This window comes from Engelhardtia mirabilis (genome assembly GCF_007748095.1).
In the GTDB taxonomy this organism is placed as follows: domain Bacteria; phylum Planctomycetota; class UBA1135; order UBA1135.
Genome location: NZ_CP036287.1, coordinates 5197840 through 5213871 on the forward strand (window position 1 = coordinate 5197840; position 16032 = coordinate 5213871).

The following is a 16032-nucleotide window of genomic DNA, read 5'->3' on the forward strand; positions in this document are numbered from 1 at the left end:
GGTGCCCCTAGAGGGTGGCCTTCTTCTGGAGTTCGATGTTGAGGCCGAGACCCTTGATCTCGTTGCAAAGCACTTCGAAGGAGACCGGCGTACCGGGTTCCAAGATGTTCAGGCCCTTGACCATCGATTCGTAGATCTTGGTCCGGCCATCGACATCGTCCGACTTGACGGTCAGGAGTTCCTGCAGGATGGCCGCGGCGCCGTAGGCCTCGAGGGCCCAGACTTCCATCTCCCCGAAGCGCTGGCCGCCGAAGCGGGCCTTGCCCCCCAGCGGCTGCTGGGTGATCAGCGAGTAGGGGCCGGTTGCCCGAGCGTGCACCTTCTCGTCAACGAGGTGGTGCAGCTTCAGCATGTACATGACACCGACGGTGACGTCCTGCTCGAAGCGCGAGCCCGAGCGGCCGTCGTAGAGTGCGAACTTGCCGGTGGTCGGCAGGCCAGCCTCCTCGAGCGCAGCTTCGATCTCGAATTCCTTCGCGCCGTCGAAGGCGGGAGTGTGGAAGCGCACGCCGAGCTTCTTGCCCGCGAGACCCAGGTGGGTCTCGAGGATCTGGCCCACGTTCATCCGGCTCGGCACACCGAGCGGGTTGAGCACGATGTCGACGGGCGTACCGTCCTCCATGTACGGCATGTCCTCCTCGGGGAGGATCTTCGACACCACACCCTTGTTGCCGTGGCGGCCGGCCATCTTGTCCCCCACTGAGAGGTGACGCTTGGTGGCGACGTAGACCTTGACCATCTCGAGCACGCCGGTGGGCAGCTCGTCACCTCGGCTGAGGCGGTTGACGACCTTGTTCTTCTCGCTCTCGCGGTTCTCGATGCGGGCCTGGAACTCGTTGATGGCGCGCAGGGTTCGATCGCGAACGTCCTTCTCCGTGACGTCGTCCGCCGCCGCCATGCACAGCAGCTTGATGCGCTTGAGTTCGTCGAAGGTCGCGGTGTCGTCGAACACGACCGGCTGCCCGGTTTGCGTATCCATCACATCGGCACCGAGGGCGACGACGACCTCCTTGAGCATCGAGGCCGTGTAGTCGCGGAAGGCCCGCAGGAAGTCCTTCTCGGCGTCCCGGATCTGCCCGAGCACCTTGGTGCGCTCGATGTCGGTCAAGTTGACGCGGCGCGAGAACTTCTGCGCGTCGATCACGACCCCGGTGGTGCCGGGGGGCATGGTCAGCGAGGCGTTCTTCACGTCTACGCCGGCCCGACCGAAGATCGCGTGCAGCAGCTTCTCTTCCGGAGTGAGCTCGCTCTTGCTCTTGGGTGCGACCTTGCCGACGAGGATGTCGCCGGCTTCGACGTAGGTCCCGATGCGCACGATGCCGCTCTCGTCGAGCTGGCCGAGAGCCTTCTCGCCGACGTTGGGGATGTCGCGGGTGAACTCTTCCTTGCCGAGCTTGGTCTCCCGAATCTCGACCTCGTACTCCTCGATGTGGATCGAGGTGAAGACGTCCTCGCGCACCAGGCGGTCGGAAACGAGGATCGCGTCCTCGTAGTTGAAGCCGTCCCAGGTCATGAAGGCCACGACCAGGTTCCGACCGAGCGCCAGCTCACCGAGGTGAGTCGCCGCTCCGTCGGCCAGCAGGTCGCCGGCCTTGACCTCTTGCCCCTCCACCACCCGCGGGCGGTGATTCTGGGCGGTGCGCTCATTGAGACCGCGGTACTTCGTCAGGCGATACTCCTCGTCGTCGACCAGGATCACCTGGCTATCGACGTAGGTCACCGTGCCGGCCTGCTTGGCCCGCATCATCATCTCGGAGTTCGCCGCGACGATCTCCTCCATGCCCGTACCGACGATCGGCGGGTCGGTCCGCAACAGCGGAACGGCCTGACGCTGCATGTTCGAGCCCATCAGCGCCCGGTTGGCGTCGTCGTGCTCTAGGAACGGGATCAGCGCCGCGGAGACACCGACGATCTGCTTCGGGGAAACGTCAACGTAGTCGACCTCCTTCGGATCGACCTCGTAGTTGTCGCCGTCGCGCCGCACCAGCACCCGGGTGCCCGTCAGCTTGCCCTCGGCGCCGAGCGCAGCGTCTGCGGGGGCAATGACCTTGCCGACTTCTTCGTCCGCTCGCAGGTAGACCACCTCTTCCGTCAGGTCGCCGTTGTTGACCTTGCGGTAGGGCGAGCAGAGGAAGCCGTAGTCGTCCAGCTTCGAGTAGAGAGCCAAGGACGAGATCAGACCGATGTTCGAGCCTTCCGGCGTCTCGATCGGGCAGAGGCGGCCATAGTGCGACAGGTGCACGTCGCGCACGTCGAAGCCGGCGCGCTTGCGGTTCAGACCACCCGGCCCGAGGGCCGAGAGACGACGCTCGTGCGTCAACTGGCTCAGCGGGTTGGTCTGGTCGACGACCTGGCTGAGCTCACCCCGACCGAAGAAGTACTCGACGGCGCTCGAGAAGGTCTTCGAGTTGATCAGGTTGCGCGGCGAGATGCTGTCGGGGCTCTCCAGGTTCATTCGCTCCTGGGCAGTCCGACGCAGCTTGAGCAGGCCCTTGCGGAACTCCTCACCGGCCAGCTCGGCGATCGTGCGCACGCGCCGGTTGCCGAGGTTGTCGATGTCGTCCAACTCGCCGGTGCCGTTACGCAGCGACAGCAGGTACTTGATCGAGTTGACGATGTCCTCGGGCTGCAGGACCTGAGTCTCTTCGGGGATGTCCTGATTGAACTTGCGGTTCAGGCGGAAGCGCCCGACACGACCGAGGCGGTAGCGCTGGCTGTCGAAGAACTTCTCGTGGAAGAGTTCGCGCGCCTTCTCGAGCTGCGCGGGGTTGCCCGGGCGCAGGCGGCTGTAGATCTTGATCAGCGAATCCTCGTGGGACTCGCAGGGATCGTCGGCCAGGGAGTTCAGGATCAGCGGATCCAGCTCGTCCGGCGACTCGGAGATGATCTCGACCTGGGCCAGCTCGGAGGCTGCGATCTCGATCGCGGCCGACTCGGAAATCTGTGTTCCTGAGGGAACCAGCACTTCGCCGGTCTTGAGCACGACCACGTCGCCCACCGCGTAGTGCCCGGTGAGGGCCTTGGCGAAGGCGTTCTCAGTCTGCGTCTTGCCCTTCTTCTGGATCTTCGTCTTGTAGAAGTGGCGCAGGATCTGCTGGTCGGTTCCGAGGTTCTCGTCCAGAGCGCGCAGCAGCGTCGTGGCCGAGAACTTGCCCGACTGGTCGATGCGGACCGTCAGCAGGTCCTTCTTGGTCACGTTCAGCTCGATCCACGAGCCGCGCTCGGGGATGATCCAGCAGCTGTGCAGCTTCTTGTCGATCGTCGACGCATCGACCGAAAAGTCGACGCCCGGCGAGCGGTGGAGCTGGCTGACGATGACCCGCTCGGAGCCATTGATGATGAACTCGCCGCCCCCGATCATGATCGGGATCTCACCGAGGTAGACCTCTTCCTCGACCGGCTCCGGCTTGACCAACCGCAGTCGGACCTTGAAGGGGTACCCGAAGGTGAGTCGGAGCTTGCGACACTCGTCGATCGTGTAGCGCGGGCGCCCCAACTCGTAGCCGACGTACTCGAGGCACATCGTCTTGTCGTACGAGAAAATCGGGAACACCTCCCGCAGCAGGGCTTCGAGCCCGAGGTCGTCCCGTCCCCCTTGGGGGACCTCGACCATCAGGAACTCGTGGTAGGCCTTGCGCTGGATCTCGACGAGGTCGGGGACTTCGACGATGTCCTTGTAGCGGGCGAACTTGCGGACGGGATTCTTCGTCGTCGTCATCGATGTCGCTCGGGTCGGCGCCGGGGTCCCCACAGGGACGCACCGGCAGCGCCGCTCGAAACTGGACAGCTCGAGTGTGAGTTGCCGCTGGATGGATGCGCCGACCCCGGATGGGGAAGGCGTTTTGGTGCTCGAAGCCGATGGGCCCGAGTCGCTGCGGCAGTGGCGGCTCGGATGCGGGCTCGGCTGGAGCGCCTGGTCAGGTCCTTCGCCGGGAAGCCATGGTCGACGAGGTCGACGATGGCCGGAGCGGGGCGGGGACTCAGTGGGCTGTGGATGGCGAGTAGGTCACCGGGAACGATCTCCGGTGTCCTGGGTCGATTGAGTCGGGCTGTCTTCCGCGCACTGAGATTCAGGAGCGGGATCGGGTCGGGTCGGACGGTCAGCGCGGACCAGCCGAGAGTGGGCACCCAAGATCGGGGCTGTTGACGCGGGGAAGTCCCCACCGATGATCCAAGGTGCCTCGGGAGACGCCTTGTCGGCGTTGCAGGGAGGCTCGGGCAGAGGTGCGGACCGATTGCGCCACGGCCGATAGGACCGTGTGGCCGAGAGAATCAAGCCCCTGGCGACTCCGAGCGCGAAGCCCCGGCGGGACTCGTCGAAGAGGTCCGAAGAGGGCCCATCGATAGACAGACCTTCGAAGCCCCACTTCGGCCGTATCCCACCCGCGCGACACGCTCGCACGGCACGGGCGTACCGCGACCAGCGTGAGCGGGATGGAATAGCACTCAGGACCGTCGACAGTCAATGCCGCAGACGATCCTAGCGTCCCAAAGTCGCCCCCGGAGCGCCCGAGGGCGCCCCGAGATTGGGCCCGGAGACCTCCGACCTGGTCGATCAGTCGATCTTGACCTTGCCCCCGGCAGCCTCGAGCTTCGTCTTGAGCTCCTCAGCCTCGTCCTTGGAGCAACCCTCCTTGACGGCCTTCGGGGCGCTCTCGACGAGATCCTTGGCTTCCTTGAGGCCGAGGCCCGTGATGCCGCGGACTTCCTTGATGACCTGAATCTTCTTGTCGCCAGCCGACTCGAGGATCACGTCGAAGGAGGTCTTCTCCTCGGCGGCGGCTTCAGCGCCACCACCCGCGGGGGCGGCGGCGACGGCAACGGGGGCCGCGGCGCTGACGCCCCAGTGGTCCTCGAGGTGCTTGACCAGCTTCGAGGCTTGGAGCAGGGACAGACCGTCGAGGGTCTGGACCAGCGACTGGAGCTCGGGCTCGAGCTCGACGGTGGTGGTTTCTTCCGACATCGGAACGACTCCTGAGAGTGAGGGGGTGGTTGGTCTTGGTTCGGTAGGCGCCACCAACAGTGGCGCTGATCTGAGATGCGTCGGGGAGCTTGAACGGCCTGGGCCGATCAGGCGTCGCCCCCCTCTTCGCCTGCGCCACCGTCTGCGTCGATCTTGGCCTGCAGCACGCGGGCCAGAGCGCTCTGCGGCGCGTTGACGAGCAGGGCAATCTGCTGAGCGGGTCCGCTCAGGCAGCCGAGGATCTTCGAGCGCAGCGTGTCGCGGTCGGGCACGTCGGCCAGGGCCGCGGCATCCGACTCCCCCAGCACGATGCCCTCGAGGGCACCGGCGCGCAGGGTCAGCTTGCCCGACTTGCGCAGGGGGCTGCTGGTGACGACCTTCGCAGCGAGAATCGTCTGCTCCGCGTCGCCCGCGGCGACAGCGGTCGAGCCCGAGAAGACTCCCTCGGGGAACTCGAGACCGCGGTCGCCGAGCACCCTTCGGGCGATCTTGTTGGGGACCATACGCAGGCGCACGCCGTGCTCGGCGAGCTGCCCCCGCAGGGTCTCGTTCTCGGGCATGTCGAGGCCGTTGACCCCGAGGATGACGAGGCCCTCGGCGTCCTTGAAGGATTCCGTGAGTTCGCGGGAGGCGATCTTCTTGACAACGCTCGGCATGGTCAGCCTCCGTAGGCGATCCAGGCGCCCGGTCCCATGGTCGTCGAGACCGAGACCTTGCGCAGATAGGTGCCCTTCACGGCCGCAGGACGCATGCCGATCAGGTGGTCCAGGAACGCGGTGAGGTTCGCGTTGAGGTCTTCGACCGGGAAGTCGCGCTTGCCCAGGGGGGCGTGCACGTTCCCGCCGGCATCGGTGCGGAACTCGACCTTGCCGGCCTTGAACTCGCTGACGGCGTTGGCGACGTCGGGCGTGACGGTGCCGCTCTTCGGGCTGGGCATCTTGCCCTGCGGGCCGAGAACACGGCCCAGCTTGCCGACATGCTTCATCATGTCGGGGCTGGCGATCACGACGTCGAAATCCATCCAACCGCCGGCGATCTTCTCCGCCAGGTCGTCACTGCCGACGTGGTCGGCACCGGCCTCGCGGGCCGCGTCGGCCTTGTCGCCTTCGGCGAACACGGCCACGACGACGGTCTTGCCGAGCCCCTTCGGCAGCGACACCGCACCGCGAACCAGTTGGTCCGACTTGCGGGGGTCGACACCGAGCTTGACGACGACGTCGACGGTCTCGTTGAACTTGGCCGCAGGCAGAGCCTTCAGCAGTTCGAGAGCCTCGGTCGGATCGTACTGCCGAGAGCGGTCGATCCTCGACGCAGCCGCGTCGTAGCGTTTGCTTCGCTTGACCATGGTCAGCCCTTTACCTCGATGCCTGAAGAGCGCGCCGTGCCCTCGATGATCCTGGCCGCATGCTCGATGTCGCGTGCGTTCAGGTCAGCGAGCTTGAGCTTCGCGATCTCTTCGACTTGTTCACGTGTGACTGAGCCGACGATCTCGTGCCCCACCATTCCGGAGGCCTTGTCGAGACCAGCTGCCTTCTTCAGCAACACGGCGGCCGGCGGCGACTTCAGGATGAAGTCGAAGCTGCGGTCCTTGTAGACGGTGATCTCGACGGGAATGATCATCCCCATCTGCTCACGCGTACGGTCGTTGAACTCCTTGACGAACTGCGCGATGTTGACGCCGTGGGCGCCGAGCGCAGGGCCCACGGGGGGAGCAGGCGTGGCCTGCCCCGCGGGGCACTGGAGTTTGATCTTTCCTGTGACTTCTTTGGCCATGGCTCAGACGGCCTCCACTTCCCAGTACTCGAGCTCGACCGGTGTCGGGCGCCCGAAGATCGTGACGATGACTTTAACGGTGCCCTTGTCTGCGTTGACTTCGTCGACTTGACCGTCGAACCCATCGAACGCACCGGACTTGATCTTGACGGTGTCGCCCTTGGCCATGCTGATGCTGACCTGAGGGCGCTGTTCGCTATCGGACATGCGGACCAGGATGCCCTGGACCTGACTCTCGGTGAGCGGCGTCGGCGGCTGCCCGGGGCTACCCAGGAACTCACCGAAGCCGGGCGTCTCGCGCATGGTTGCGCGGGCCTTGATCGTTCGGTCGCCCTCGTTGTCCTCGAGGTCGGCCTGCACCATCAAATAGCCGGGATACAGCTTCTTCGTGACCACACGGCGCTTGCCGTTCTTGAGGTCGGTGACGCGCTCGAAGGGGACCAGAATCTGCGGAATGATGTCCTGCAGACCGGCAACGTTCAGTCGCGTCTCGAGCTGTTTGCGGACGGAGTCTTCGCGGCCTGATTGGCAGCGGACGAAGTACCAGCTGTACGTCATGACTCAGCTTCCTCCCAGGCCGAGAAGCCGCGCGAAGAAGGCGGTGAGGAACCAGTCCACGAGTGCCAAGAAGCCCATCAACACGAGCACGAAGGAGACCACCACGATGGTCGAGTTGACCACGTTCGTGAACGTCGGCCAGGTCGACTTGCGGAGCTCGCTCTCCGTGTCGATCAGGATGTCGGCGATCGCCGGCTTGGCCTGCCAGCGCAGCAGCCAGACCGCCAGAACGACGAAGGCCGTCGCACTGATCAGGAAGGCGCCGCTGACGGCGATCCCGACCACCGGTATGACCAGGTCCGCGATGGCCGGACGCAGCGACGTGACGTGCTGGACAAGCTGGCTGTGCAGGAACGTACAGCCGTAGAGGATCACGAAGACGAGACCCCAGAACGCGAACATGCGCGCCAGGCGTCCTTGGTCTTCTTTGTAGGTCCTCATCGCTCGGGTGTTGCGTGGTGGTGGTTGTGGGCTCGGTCTTGGGTCGCAGCGCGGGCGGCTCACTCTGCTCGGGCCTTGGCCCTGGCTGGAGCTCGCCGCCGTGCGCGGTGCGCGGACTGCAGCGGGGTGGGACTGTCCCCACCCCGCTCGATTGCTCGTCTCCCGCGGTCCCCGCGCGCGCCCCTCGAGGGGCGGCCCGAGGCCAAGGGACGACTCACTGCGTCACTCGAGGATCTTGGTGACGACGCCGGCGCCGACCGTGCGGCCGCCTTCGCGGATGGCGAAGCGCAGCTGCTCGTCCATGGCGACCTGGGTGCCGAGGGTGACCTTGAGCTTGACGTTGTCGCCGGGCATGCACATTTCGGCGCCGCCCATGAGATCGGCCGACCCGGTCACGTCCGTCGTCCGGAAGTAGAACTGGGGACGGTAGCCCGAGAAGAACGGGGTGTGGCGCCCGCCCTCGTCCTTGGTCAGCACGTAGACCTCACACTCGAAGGTGGTGTGCGGGGTGATGCTGCCGGGGGCGGCGAGGACCTGACCACGCTTGAGGCTGTCCTTGTCGACACCACGCAGGAGCACACCGACGTTCTCGCCGGCCTGACCCTCGTCGAGCGTCTTCTGGAACATCTCGACGCCGGTGCAGACGGTCTTGCCGATGGCTTCCTGCATCCCGACGATGTCGAGGTTGTCACCGGTGCGGACGATACCGCGCTCGATGCGGCCGGTGCCGACGGTGCCGCGACCCTTGATCGAGAACACGTCCTCGACGGGCATCAGGAACGGCTTGTCGACGGCGCGCTCGGGCTGGGGGATGAAGCTGTCGACAGCGTCCATCAGCTCGTCGATGCACTTGAACGCATCGTCATCGGGTCCCTTGCCGGCGTCGAGCGCCTGCTCGGCGCGCAGCGCGGAGCCGCGGATGATCGGCGTGTCGTCGCCCGGGAAGTCGTACTTGTCGAGGAGCTCGCGGATCTCCATCTCGACCAGGTCGAGCAGCTCGTCGTCGTCGACTTGGTCGACCTTGTTCATGAAGACCACGACCGCCGGCACGTTGACCTGGCGGGCGAGCAGGATGTGCTCACGGGTCTGGGGCATCGGACCGTCCGCCGCCGAACAGACCAGGATCGCGCCGTCCATCTGAGCGGCGCCAGTGATCATGTTCTTGACGTAGTCGGCGTGCCCGGGGCAGTCGACGTGGGCGTAGTGGCGCGTCAGGCTCTCGTACTCGACGTGGGCCGTCGAGATCGTGATGCCGCGAGCCTTCTCCTCGGGCGCCTTGTCGATCTCGTCGAACTTCTTCGCCTGTGCGAGGCCCTTCTGGGCCTGGTGACGGCAGATCACCGCGGTGAGGGTGGTCTTGCCGTGGTCAACGTGACCGATGGTGCCGACGTTGCAGTGCGGCTTGGTCCGCTGGAAGACTTCCTTCGCCATGTTGGATCGGGGTCTAGCGGCGGGGACGACCCCGCGACGGTTGGTTGTGGATGAAGGCACCCTGCTGGGCGCGCTGAACTCGATCCCCCCCCGACGCGCCTGCGTCAGGAGAGTCCTGAGTGGATAAGTAACGATTGGACGTACGGAACGACGTGTGAACCCGAGTGCTCCAGGCGCCCGCGCGGGGGCCGGCAGCTCGCCCCGGCTCGAACCCGGCTGGGCTCGGCCCCGGTTGGAGCTGCTGACGGGACTTGAACCCGTGACCTCTTCCTTACCAAGGAAGTGCTCTACCACTGAGCTACAGCAGCATTGCGGGAGTCGGTGCAGTCGCGCTGGTCGAGCCGAGCAGACCAAGCTGGAGCGGGTGATGGGAATCGAACCCACGTTCTCAGCTTGGAAGGCTGACGTTCTACCATTGAACTACACCCGCCTCGTGAGCCCTCGCTTGCCGGTCCGGCGCCTTGCGGCGGGTCGAATCAGGCTTCTCGCGAAGGCTGAGCTTAGGGGGCGCCGGCGCCTTGCGGCTACCGAGCCTCGTTTCCAGACGGCGCGGCACTCGACCCTCCCGCTCGATCCGCTCGAGACTCGCGCTCCCGTGCATCTCCGGAGGGTGCAACTCGGAAGAGTGCAGGTGGAGGAAGAGTGCAGGTGGAGAGAGCCTCGGAAGATTCCCGAGGGAGGGGTAACCGAAAGGGCAGCCGAATCGCCGGCAGCGCCCACATCGTGGCGCCTCCGACAGGCACGCCCAGAGGGCGCGCCGCTCGACTCTGACACACTCAGCTTGCCGGCGAAGGCTCGGATTCCCGGCCGCTCGCGAGAGCGACACCTCGAAGGCCCTGCGGTACTGGTGGGCGGAGCAGGATTCGAACCTGCGAAGGCTATGCCAGCAGATTTACAGTCTGCCCCCGTTGGCCGCTTGGGTATCCGCCCGCTGAGTGCGCGACCCTGGCGGTCGGTCCGAGCACGAGGCTTCACCCCGCTCCCGCCCCCGAATGCTCGGTTGGGCGGAGCCGGGGAGCGAACCTCGCTCCCGACGCGTCCAGACGTCGTGTTCCGTTGAGAGTGAGCAGACCGCGCGAAGACCCGCGCGGCGGTCGCAGCCCTGGGCGCCGCGCCCCGAGGGGTGCCGCGTCCAAGATGCTGTGGCCATTGCCGTCCCCCGCGAGCCGCTGTCGAGCTGACCTCGAGGCAATCGCCCGGGGGTCAGGTCGGCCAAGGGCCGGATGGGAAACGGTTGATCTAGAGAGCGCCGGCGCGCGACCCGCGGGTCGCACTCCGGTTGGAGCCAGCGGTGGGACTCGAACCCACAACCCCCTGATTACAAATCAGGTGCTCTACCATTGAGCCACGCTGGCAGGAGGGCCCCGGGGGGAGCGCTGCGGACGGAGCAGGTCGAGCTAGGCGAAGTCGAGACGGCCCGGGCCGCCAGAAGGACGGGAGATGGTACGGATCGCCCGGTGGCGGTCAACGGTAGCCGCCCGAAAATCGGCGCCAGGGCCCGAAGCGCGGAACGAAGTTCGCCGCACCAGCCTCAGACCTCCTCCACCCGTCGGCGCCAGGCCTCGAAGTTGTCGCGGACCTGGTCGAGCGAGTCGCCGCCGAACTTGTCGCGGAACGAGCGCGCCAACTCGAGCGCCACCATCGCCTCCCCCACCACACTCGCGGCGGGCACCGACGTCACGTCGGAGCGCTGGTAGGTGGCCCGGACCGTCTCGCCGGTCTCGAAGTCGACCGTGTCGAGCCCCCGCCGCAGGGTCGGGATGGGCTTCATGGCCACGCGCGCCACCAACGGTTCGCCGGTGGTCATGCCCCCTTCGAGCCCCCCGGCCCGGTTGGTGCGGCGCCGGAAGCGCCCGTATCCATCCGCGTCCGGTCCGCGCAGCTCGATCGCGTCGTGAACCTCGGAGCCGGGCCTGCGCGCCGATTCGAAACCGAGCCCGAACTCGACCCCCTTCATGGCCGGGATCGAGAGCAGCGCTCCGGCCAACCGACCGGTCAGCCGCTCGGGCCCACTGGCGTGACTGCCCAGACCCGGCGGCACACCGGTAGCGACCACCTCGAACAGGCCTCCCAGGGTGTCCAGCGCCTCCAGGGCCTCGTCCACCCGGCGCTTCCAGGGCTCCTCGCAGGTCGGATCGACCCCCAGGAACTCGCTCCGCTCGCGCAGGCGCTGGCGGCCGTCGCCGGCCCGCTCGTAGGCGTCCGCCGCCGCGGCGACCCCGCCCAACTCCACCGTGTGCGCGAAGACCTCGACCCCGAAGGCCTCGATCAACTGCCGCGCCGCCCCCGCCAGAGCCACCCGCATGGCCGTTTCGCGGGCACTCGCCCGCTCGAGAATCGCCCGCGGATCACGGTGGGTGAACTTCTGACAACCGGCCAGGTCCGCATGGCCCGGGCGCGGGTTGGACGGCACGGGCAACGTCTCGATGGAGTCGTCGCGGTTGGCCAACCGCAGGCACAGGGGCGATCCCAGGGTGCGGCCTGCTCGAACGCCCGCCAGGACCTCGACCCGATCCGTCTCGAGCTTCGCGCGCCCGCCACGACCGTAGCCGCGCCAGCGACGCGCCAACTCCGCATCGATGCGCTCGGTCGACAGCTCCATGCCAGCCGGCAAGCCCTCGAGCACGCCGATCAATGCGGGTCCGTGGGATTCACCCGCCGTGGTCCAGGTCAAGGTCGCCATCGGCCGCGGATTGTCGGCCAGGGCGGGCCGACCCACAACCTGCTCGCGACTTCGATCGGCGCCGACCGTGCGGCCAGGTCCACGGCCCCACGGACGATCGCCAGCACTCAGAGAGCTTCGATCCCCGAAACGTCCTCGAGGCGCAGTTCCAGGTCCCGCTGGCCGAGTCGCACGACGATCCGCCCCTTGGCTCGATCCAGCCGCTGAACCGGGCAGCGCTTCGAGTAGCGCGGAACGAAGACCAGATCGCCCTTGCGGAGCTGGTCCAGGAAGGCCTGCCGGCGGTCGGTCAGCCCACCCGCCGCAAGTGCCCGCTCGAGTTCCCCCAACAAAGCGTCGACCTTGGCCCGTTGACCGCCAGCGAGTTGGCCCGCGACGGCGCGCAGCTGGTCGACGACGCCCCGCGCCGCACTCGTGCGCGCCTCGAGGGCAGCCTGGGCCTCGTCCAGAAGCATGTCGCGTTGGTGCGCGAGTTCCCCGGCTTCGCGCTCCAGCTCCGATTGGTGCAGCTCCGCCGCCGCCAGGCGCGCTTCGGCCTCCGCACGGTCCTTCTCGGCCTGCTCGCGCGCGGCGCGCAGGTCGCCCATCAACTTCTCGGACTCGGCGCTCGGGCGCTCGAGCCGGCGCCGGGCCTCGGCCAGGATCGACGGCTCGAAGCCGAGCCGCTGGGCGATCTGCAGCGCCCGCGACTCGCCCGGGGCGCCGACCACCAACCGATAGAGGGGCCGCAGGGTCTCGGCGTCGAACTCGGCGCTGGCGTTCTCGGCCCGCGGCCGGCTAAAAGCGAACTCCTTGAGGCGACCGATGTGCGTGCTGGCCAGGGTCGGCGCGCCGGCGACCAACAGGTGGTCGAGCAACGCCGCCCCGAGAGCCGCCCCCTCGGCCGGATCGGTCCCGCCGCCCAGCTCGTCCAGAAGGAACAGCATGCGCGGACCCGCCCGCGCCAGGCCCGCGGCGATCCGCGCCAGGTGCCCGGAGAAGGTCGACAGGCTCTGCTGCACCTCTTGCTCGTCGCCGATGTCGGCCACCACGCCCGAGTAGATCGGGATGGTCGAGCCCGGCCCGCAGGGGAAGGGCAAGCCCAGTCGCGTCAGGAGCGCGGCCATGCCCGCGGCCTTGAGCGAGAGGGTCTTGCCGCCGGTGTTGGGACCGGTGATGACCAGCACGTCGAAGGAATCGCCGAGCCGCAGGTCGATCGGCACCGCGCGCTCGAGGGCGCCCTCCTTCTGCTGATCCACGAGCAGCGGGTGCCGCGCCTCCTTCAACACCAACACCGCCGGCTCGCCCACCGCGGGGATCGTCGCGGGACGCGCGTCCAAGGCCCGCGCCCCGCGCGCGCCGATCACCGCCAACTCGACCTCGGCCAGGCGTTCGGCCACCCGCTCCATGGCCTCGGCCCGCTCCAGGGCGGACTGGGTCCACTCGATGAACAGGCGCGAGACCTCGCGCTCCTCCTCCGAGCGCACACCGGCGAGTTCGTTGCCGCGGGCGATCAGCGACTCGGGCTCGATGAAGACCGTGCCCCCGGTGGCACTGGTGTCGTGGACGATGCCGCGCAGACGCCCGGCGCTCTTGGCGCGCACGGCCAACACCGGCCGACCACCCCGTAGGTGCACTCGACCGACCTGTCCGTCGGCGAAGACCGACCGCAGATCGGGCCGCGCGGCGATCGTCTTGGCGGCCTGTTCGAGGGCGCGCATCAACTTACCCATGCGCTCACGCACCCCGGCCAAGCGCGCGCTGGCCCCGTCGCGCACGCGACCGCGGGGATCGATCCCCGCCTCGAGCTGATTGTGCAGCGCGGAGAGGTCCGGCAGGCCCTGGCGCAGGCGCGCCAGCTCGGGGGCCGAGTCCCGGTGCTCCTCGAGCCAGGCCACGATGCGTTGGCGCGCGCGCATGAAGCTGATCAGCGTCACGAAGCCGTCGCCGGTGATCGCGCGGTTGTAGAGGCTGGCGTCCTCGAGCACGGGCAGGGGATCGGCCAACTCGCCCAGGGGCGGTCCCTCGGCAGAGGCGGGCAGCGCCAAGAGCTCCGCCACCCGAGCGTGGGCCGCGCGGGCCTCGAGCGGCGAGCGCGGCTCCAGCTCCAAGAGGGCCCGGCGCCCCAGGGACGAGGCCGCCTGGCGCTCGAACAGCGCGCGCACCGCGGGCCAGTCCAGACGCGCCGCGGAGAAGTCCTCGAGGCTCGCCGGGGGCAGGTCGTCGTCCGCGCTGGCTCCGCGAGCTCGGGGCGCCGACGGGTCGCCTTGCGCGCTCGTCGGCGAGCCCCCGGATCCGGCGATCGGCGTCGCCGCGGCGGTTTGGGCCGCAGGCTGCTCGCCGCGGCGCTTGCCCTTCATTCGCCGTCGTGACGACATGCGTACAACTCCAGGTCGGTCGCGCGGCCGCCGGCGCGGGCGATTGCGAGCCGGGCGATGCTGGCGTAGCTCCACTCCCCCGTCTCGAACAGCCAACCGCGATAGGTCTCGAGGAAGGCGCGGTGGGCGCGGCCCTTCCAGTCCAGGGGTTCGGTGGAGAAGACGACGTCGAACTGGCCGGCCCAGGCGCGCAGTTGGGCCCCGTTCCAGCCTGGATCCTCGCCCATGAAGGTCACCACCATCTCGGGCTGACCGTCCGGGCGCACGCGGCCGGCGTCGCGCCGCAGGCGCTCGGGCGCACCGCCGCGGGCCAAGAGGCCCAGGTGCAACGCGGCCGGCGAGAGTTCGGAGTTGATGCCGAGCCAGGCCACGCGAGCGGTGGGACCCGCGGCGGCCGCGGCGGCGTCGAGCAGCGCGTCGTACTCCGCTCGCTGCAAGCCGGCGGTCGGCAGGCCGCGCGCGGGCGAGAGTGAGAGCCGCTGGCGGTGCAGTGCGGCGAGGTATTCGGCGTTGTCCGCCGTGCGCAATCCCAACGCACCGGCGGCCAGGCCCGCGTCGAGGGTCGGCGAGACCAGGCCCACGGCCCCCACCGCGCCCAGGAAGATCGCCCGCCCCGCACGCGAGGTCGGCGCGAGGCGCGCGAGCCCGACGGCGGCGAGGGCCCACAGGGCCAGGGCCGGCGGCAGCAGGAAGCGCTCCAAGTGGAAGTTGTGGGCCAGGATCGGACCAAAGCCCGTGACCAACACCAGGGCCAGGCAGCGCACCGCCGGCCGACGCACCCAGACCAGGGCCAGACCCGCGGCCCCGAGCGTGATCAGCAGACCCCGGGGGCCGGGCGCCAGGTAGGTGGCCATGTCCCAGACCCGGATCGCGTAGGGCGTGGTGCCGAGCTGCGTGTTGCCGCCGAGGAAGGCCAGGAAGGCCGAGCGGTGCGAGGCCGCGACCTCCGCGCCGGCGGGGAAGGGCAGGACAAACCACCAGAGCCAAGCCAGGGCGCTCGGCAAGCCCAGAGCGATGACCCGCTCCATGGCCTGGCGCGCCCGACCCGCGCGGATCAGACCCGCGCTCTCGATGGCCAGGTCCAGGGCCAGGCCCAGGCCCAGCAGCAGGGCGTAGTTGAACTTGGTGAAGAAGCAGACGGCGATCAGCGCGCCGGCCAGCAGGTCACGCCGCACGCGCTCCGCTCGGCCAGTGGCCCCGCCGCGCCGCATCCAGGCCCACAGGGCGAAGGTCGCGGCGACGGTGAACGGGATTTCGAGGAACAGGGTGCCCGAGAAGGCCAGGGCCATGGGCGAGGTCAGGGCGATCGCCGGCAGGATCCAGGGCACGAGGGCAGCGCCCGCGAAGGGCTGGACGGCGTCGCGCTCGATTCGATCGACGATGGCGCGACCGAGGAGGAACAGGCCGAACAGGCCCAGGGCCCACAGGCCCCTCGTGGCCGCCCGCGCGACTCCCTCGCCCACTCCGGCGATGGACTGGACCGTAGCCAGGAACGCCGGGTAGACCGGCGGGTATTGCTGGCAGTCGAGGGCCACGTCGATCGCCTCGCGGGTCTGGCCGGCCTTTAGCGCGAGCACCATGCGGGCCGCCGGCAGCGCCGCGTGCATCGACTCGTCCCAGCCCAGGCTGCGGTCCATGGAGACGGACCCCGCGCCGATCGAGCCCGTGAGCAGGGCCAGGACCAGGGCGATCCAAGGCGCCCGAGCGGACGGGCGACGAAGGGGTTCGGACGAAGGGCTGGCCACGGGCGAAGTCTACGGGCCCGGACGGTGCGGCGTGGAGCGGCGCGCGCGGGGCTTGTGGGTCGACGGGGCCCGAAGGGTGAC

11 protein-coding genes and 4 tRNA genes are annotated in these 16032 nt (G+C 68.4%); all 15 read right to left on the reverse strand.

The genetic code is table 11. The annotated features are described in order from the left end of the window. Positions 1-7: 7 nt before the first annotated feature. The 15 genes from rpoB to Pla133_RS26560 all read right to left on the reverse strand — a co-directional run bounded on the left by rpoB (position 8) and on the right by Pla133_RS26560 (position 15951). Positions 8-3718, reverse strand: coding sequence for a DNA-directed RNA polymerase subunit beta (gene rpoB, locus Pla133_RS19140; RefSeq protein ID WP_145068206.1), 3711 nt, complete (start codon positions 3716-3718; stop codon positions 8-10). Positions 3719-4555: 837 nt separating this feature from the next. Further along, positions 4556-4963, reverse strand: coding sequence for a 50S ribosomal protein L7/L12 (rplL, locus tag Pla133_RS19145; RefSeq protein ID WP_145068208.1), 408 nt, complete (start codon positions 4961-4963; stop codon positions 4556-4558). A 107-nt stretch (positions 4964-5070) separates the two neighbouring features. Then, positions 5071-5619, reverse strand: a complete 549-nt coding sequence (gene rplJ / locus Pla133_RS19150; protein ID WP_145068209.1) for a 50S ribosomal protein L10 — start codon at positions 5617-5619, stop codon at positions 5071-5073. Positions 5620-5621: 2 nt separating this feature from the next. Beyond that, a complete protein-coding gene (gene rplA, locus Pla133_RS19155) occupies positions 5622-6308 on the reverse strand; it encodes a 50S ribosomal protein L1 (protein WP_145068211.1) in 687 nt (228 codons plus the stop codon). Between the two features lie 2 nt (positions 6309-6310). Then, entirely contained in the window at positions 6311-6736 is a 426-nt protein-coding gene (gene rplK / locus Pla133_RS19160) for a 50S ribosomal protein L11 (protein WP_145068213.1), read from the reverse strand. 3 nt (positions 6737-6739) lie between these two features. Further along, the gene (gene nusG / locus Pla133_RS19165; RefSeq protein ID WP_145068215.1) at positions 6740-7294 is read right to left on the reverse strand and encodes a transcription termination/antitermination protein NusG; all 555 of its coding nucleotides are present in this window, start codon (positions 7292-7294) and stop codon (positions 6740-6742) included. 3 nt (positions 7295-7297) lie between these two features. Then, on the reverse strand, positions 7298-7735 hold the full coding sequence (gene secE, locus Pla133_RS19170) for a preprotein translocase subunit SecE (RefSeq protein ID WP_145068217.1): 438 nt from the start codon (positions 7733-7735) through the stop codon (positions 7298-7300). A gap of 222 nt (positions 7736-7957) precedes the next feature. Beyond that, on the reverse strand, positions 7958-9166 hold the full coding sequence (gene tuf, locus Pla133_RS19175; RefSeq protein ID WP_145068219.1) for an elongation factor Tu: 1209 nt from the start codon (positions 9164-9166) through the stop codon (positions 7958-7960). A gap of 233 nt (positions 9167-9399) precedes the next feature. After that, positions 9400-9474: transfer RNA gene (locus Pla133_RS19180), tRNA-Thr, on the reverse strand. A 48-nt stretch (positions 9475-9522) separates the two neighbouring features. Further along, a tRNA-Gly gene (locus Pla133_RS19185) sits at positions 9523-9596 on the reverse strand. 415 nt (positions 9597-10011) lie between these two features. Next, positions 10012-10096 (reverse strand) — tRNA-Tyr (locus Pla133_RS19190). Between the two features lie 350 nt (positions 10097-10446). Beyond that, positions 10447-10521: transfer RNA gene (locus Pla133_RS19195), tRNA-Thr, on the reverse strand. 176 nt (positions 10522-10697) lie between these two features. Then, positions 10698-11849, reverse strand: coding sequence for a chorismate synthase (gene aroC / locus Pla133_RS19200; RefSeq protein ID WP_145068221.1), 1152 nt, complete (start codon positions 11847-11849; stop codon positions 10698-10700). A gap of 107 nt (positions 11850-11956) precedes the next feature. Then, on the reverse strand, positions 11957-14206 hold the full coding sequence (locus Pla133_RS19205; RefSeq protein WP_145068223.1) for an endonuclease MutS2: 2250 nt from the start codon (positions 14204-14206) through the stop codon (positions 11957-11959). Next, a complete protein-coding gene (locus Pla133_RS26560) occupies positions 14185-15951 on the reverse strand; it encodes a hypothetical protein (RefSeq protein WP_419191734.1) in 1767 nt (588 codons plus the stop codon). The genes Pla133_RS19205 and Pla133_RS26560 overlap by 22 nt, the downstream gene beginning before the upstream one ends. Between the last annotated feature and the right edge of the window lie 81 nt (positions 15952-16032).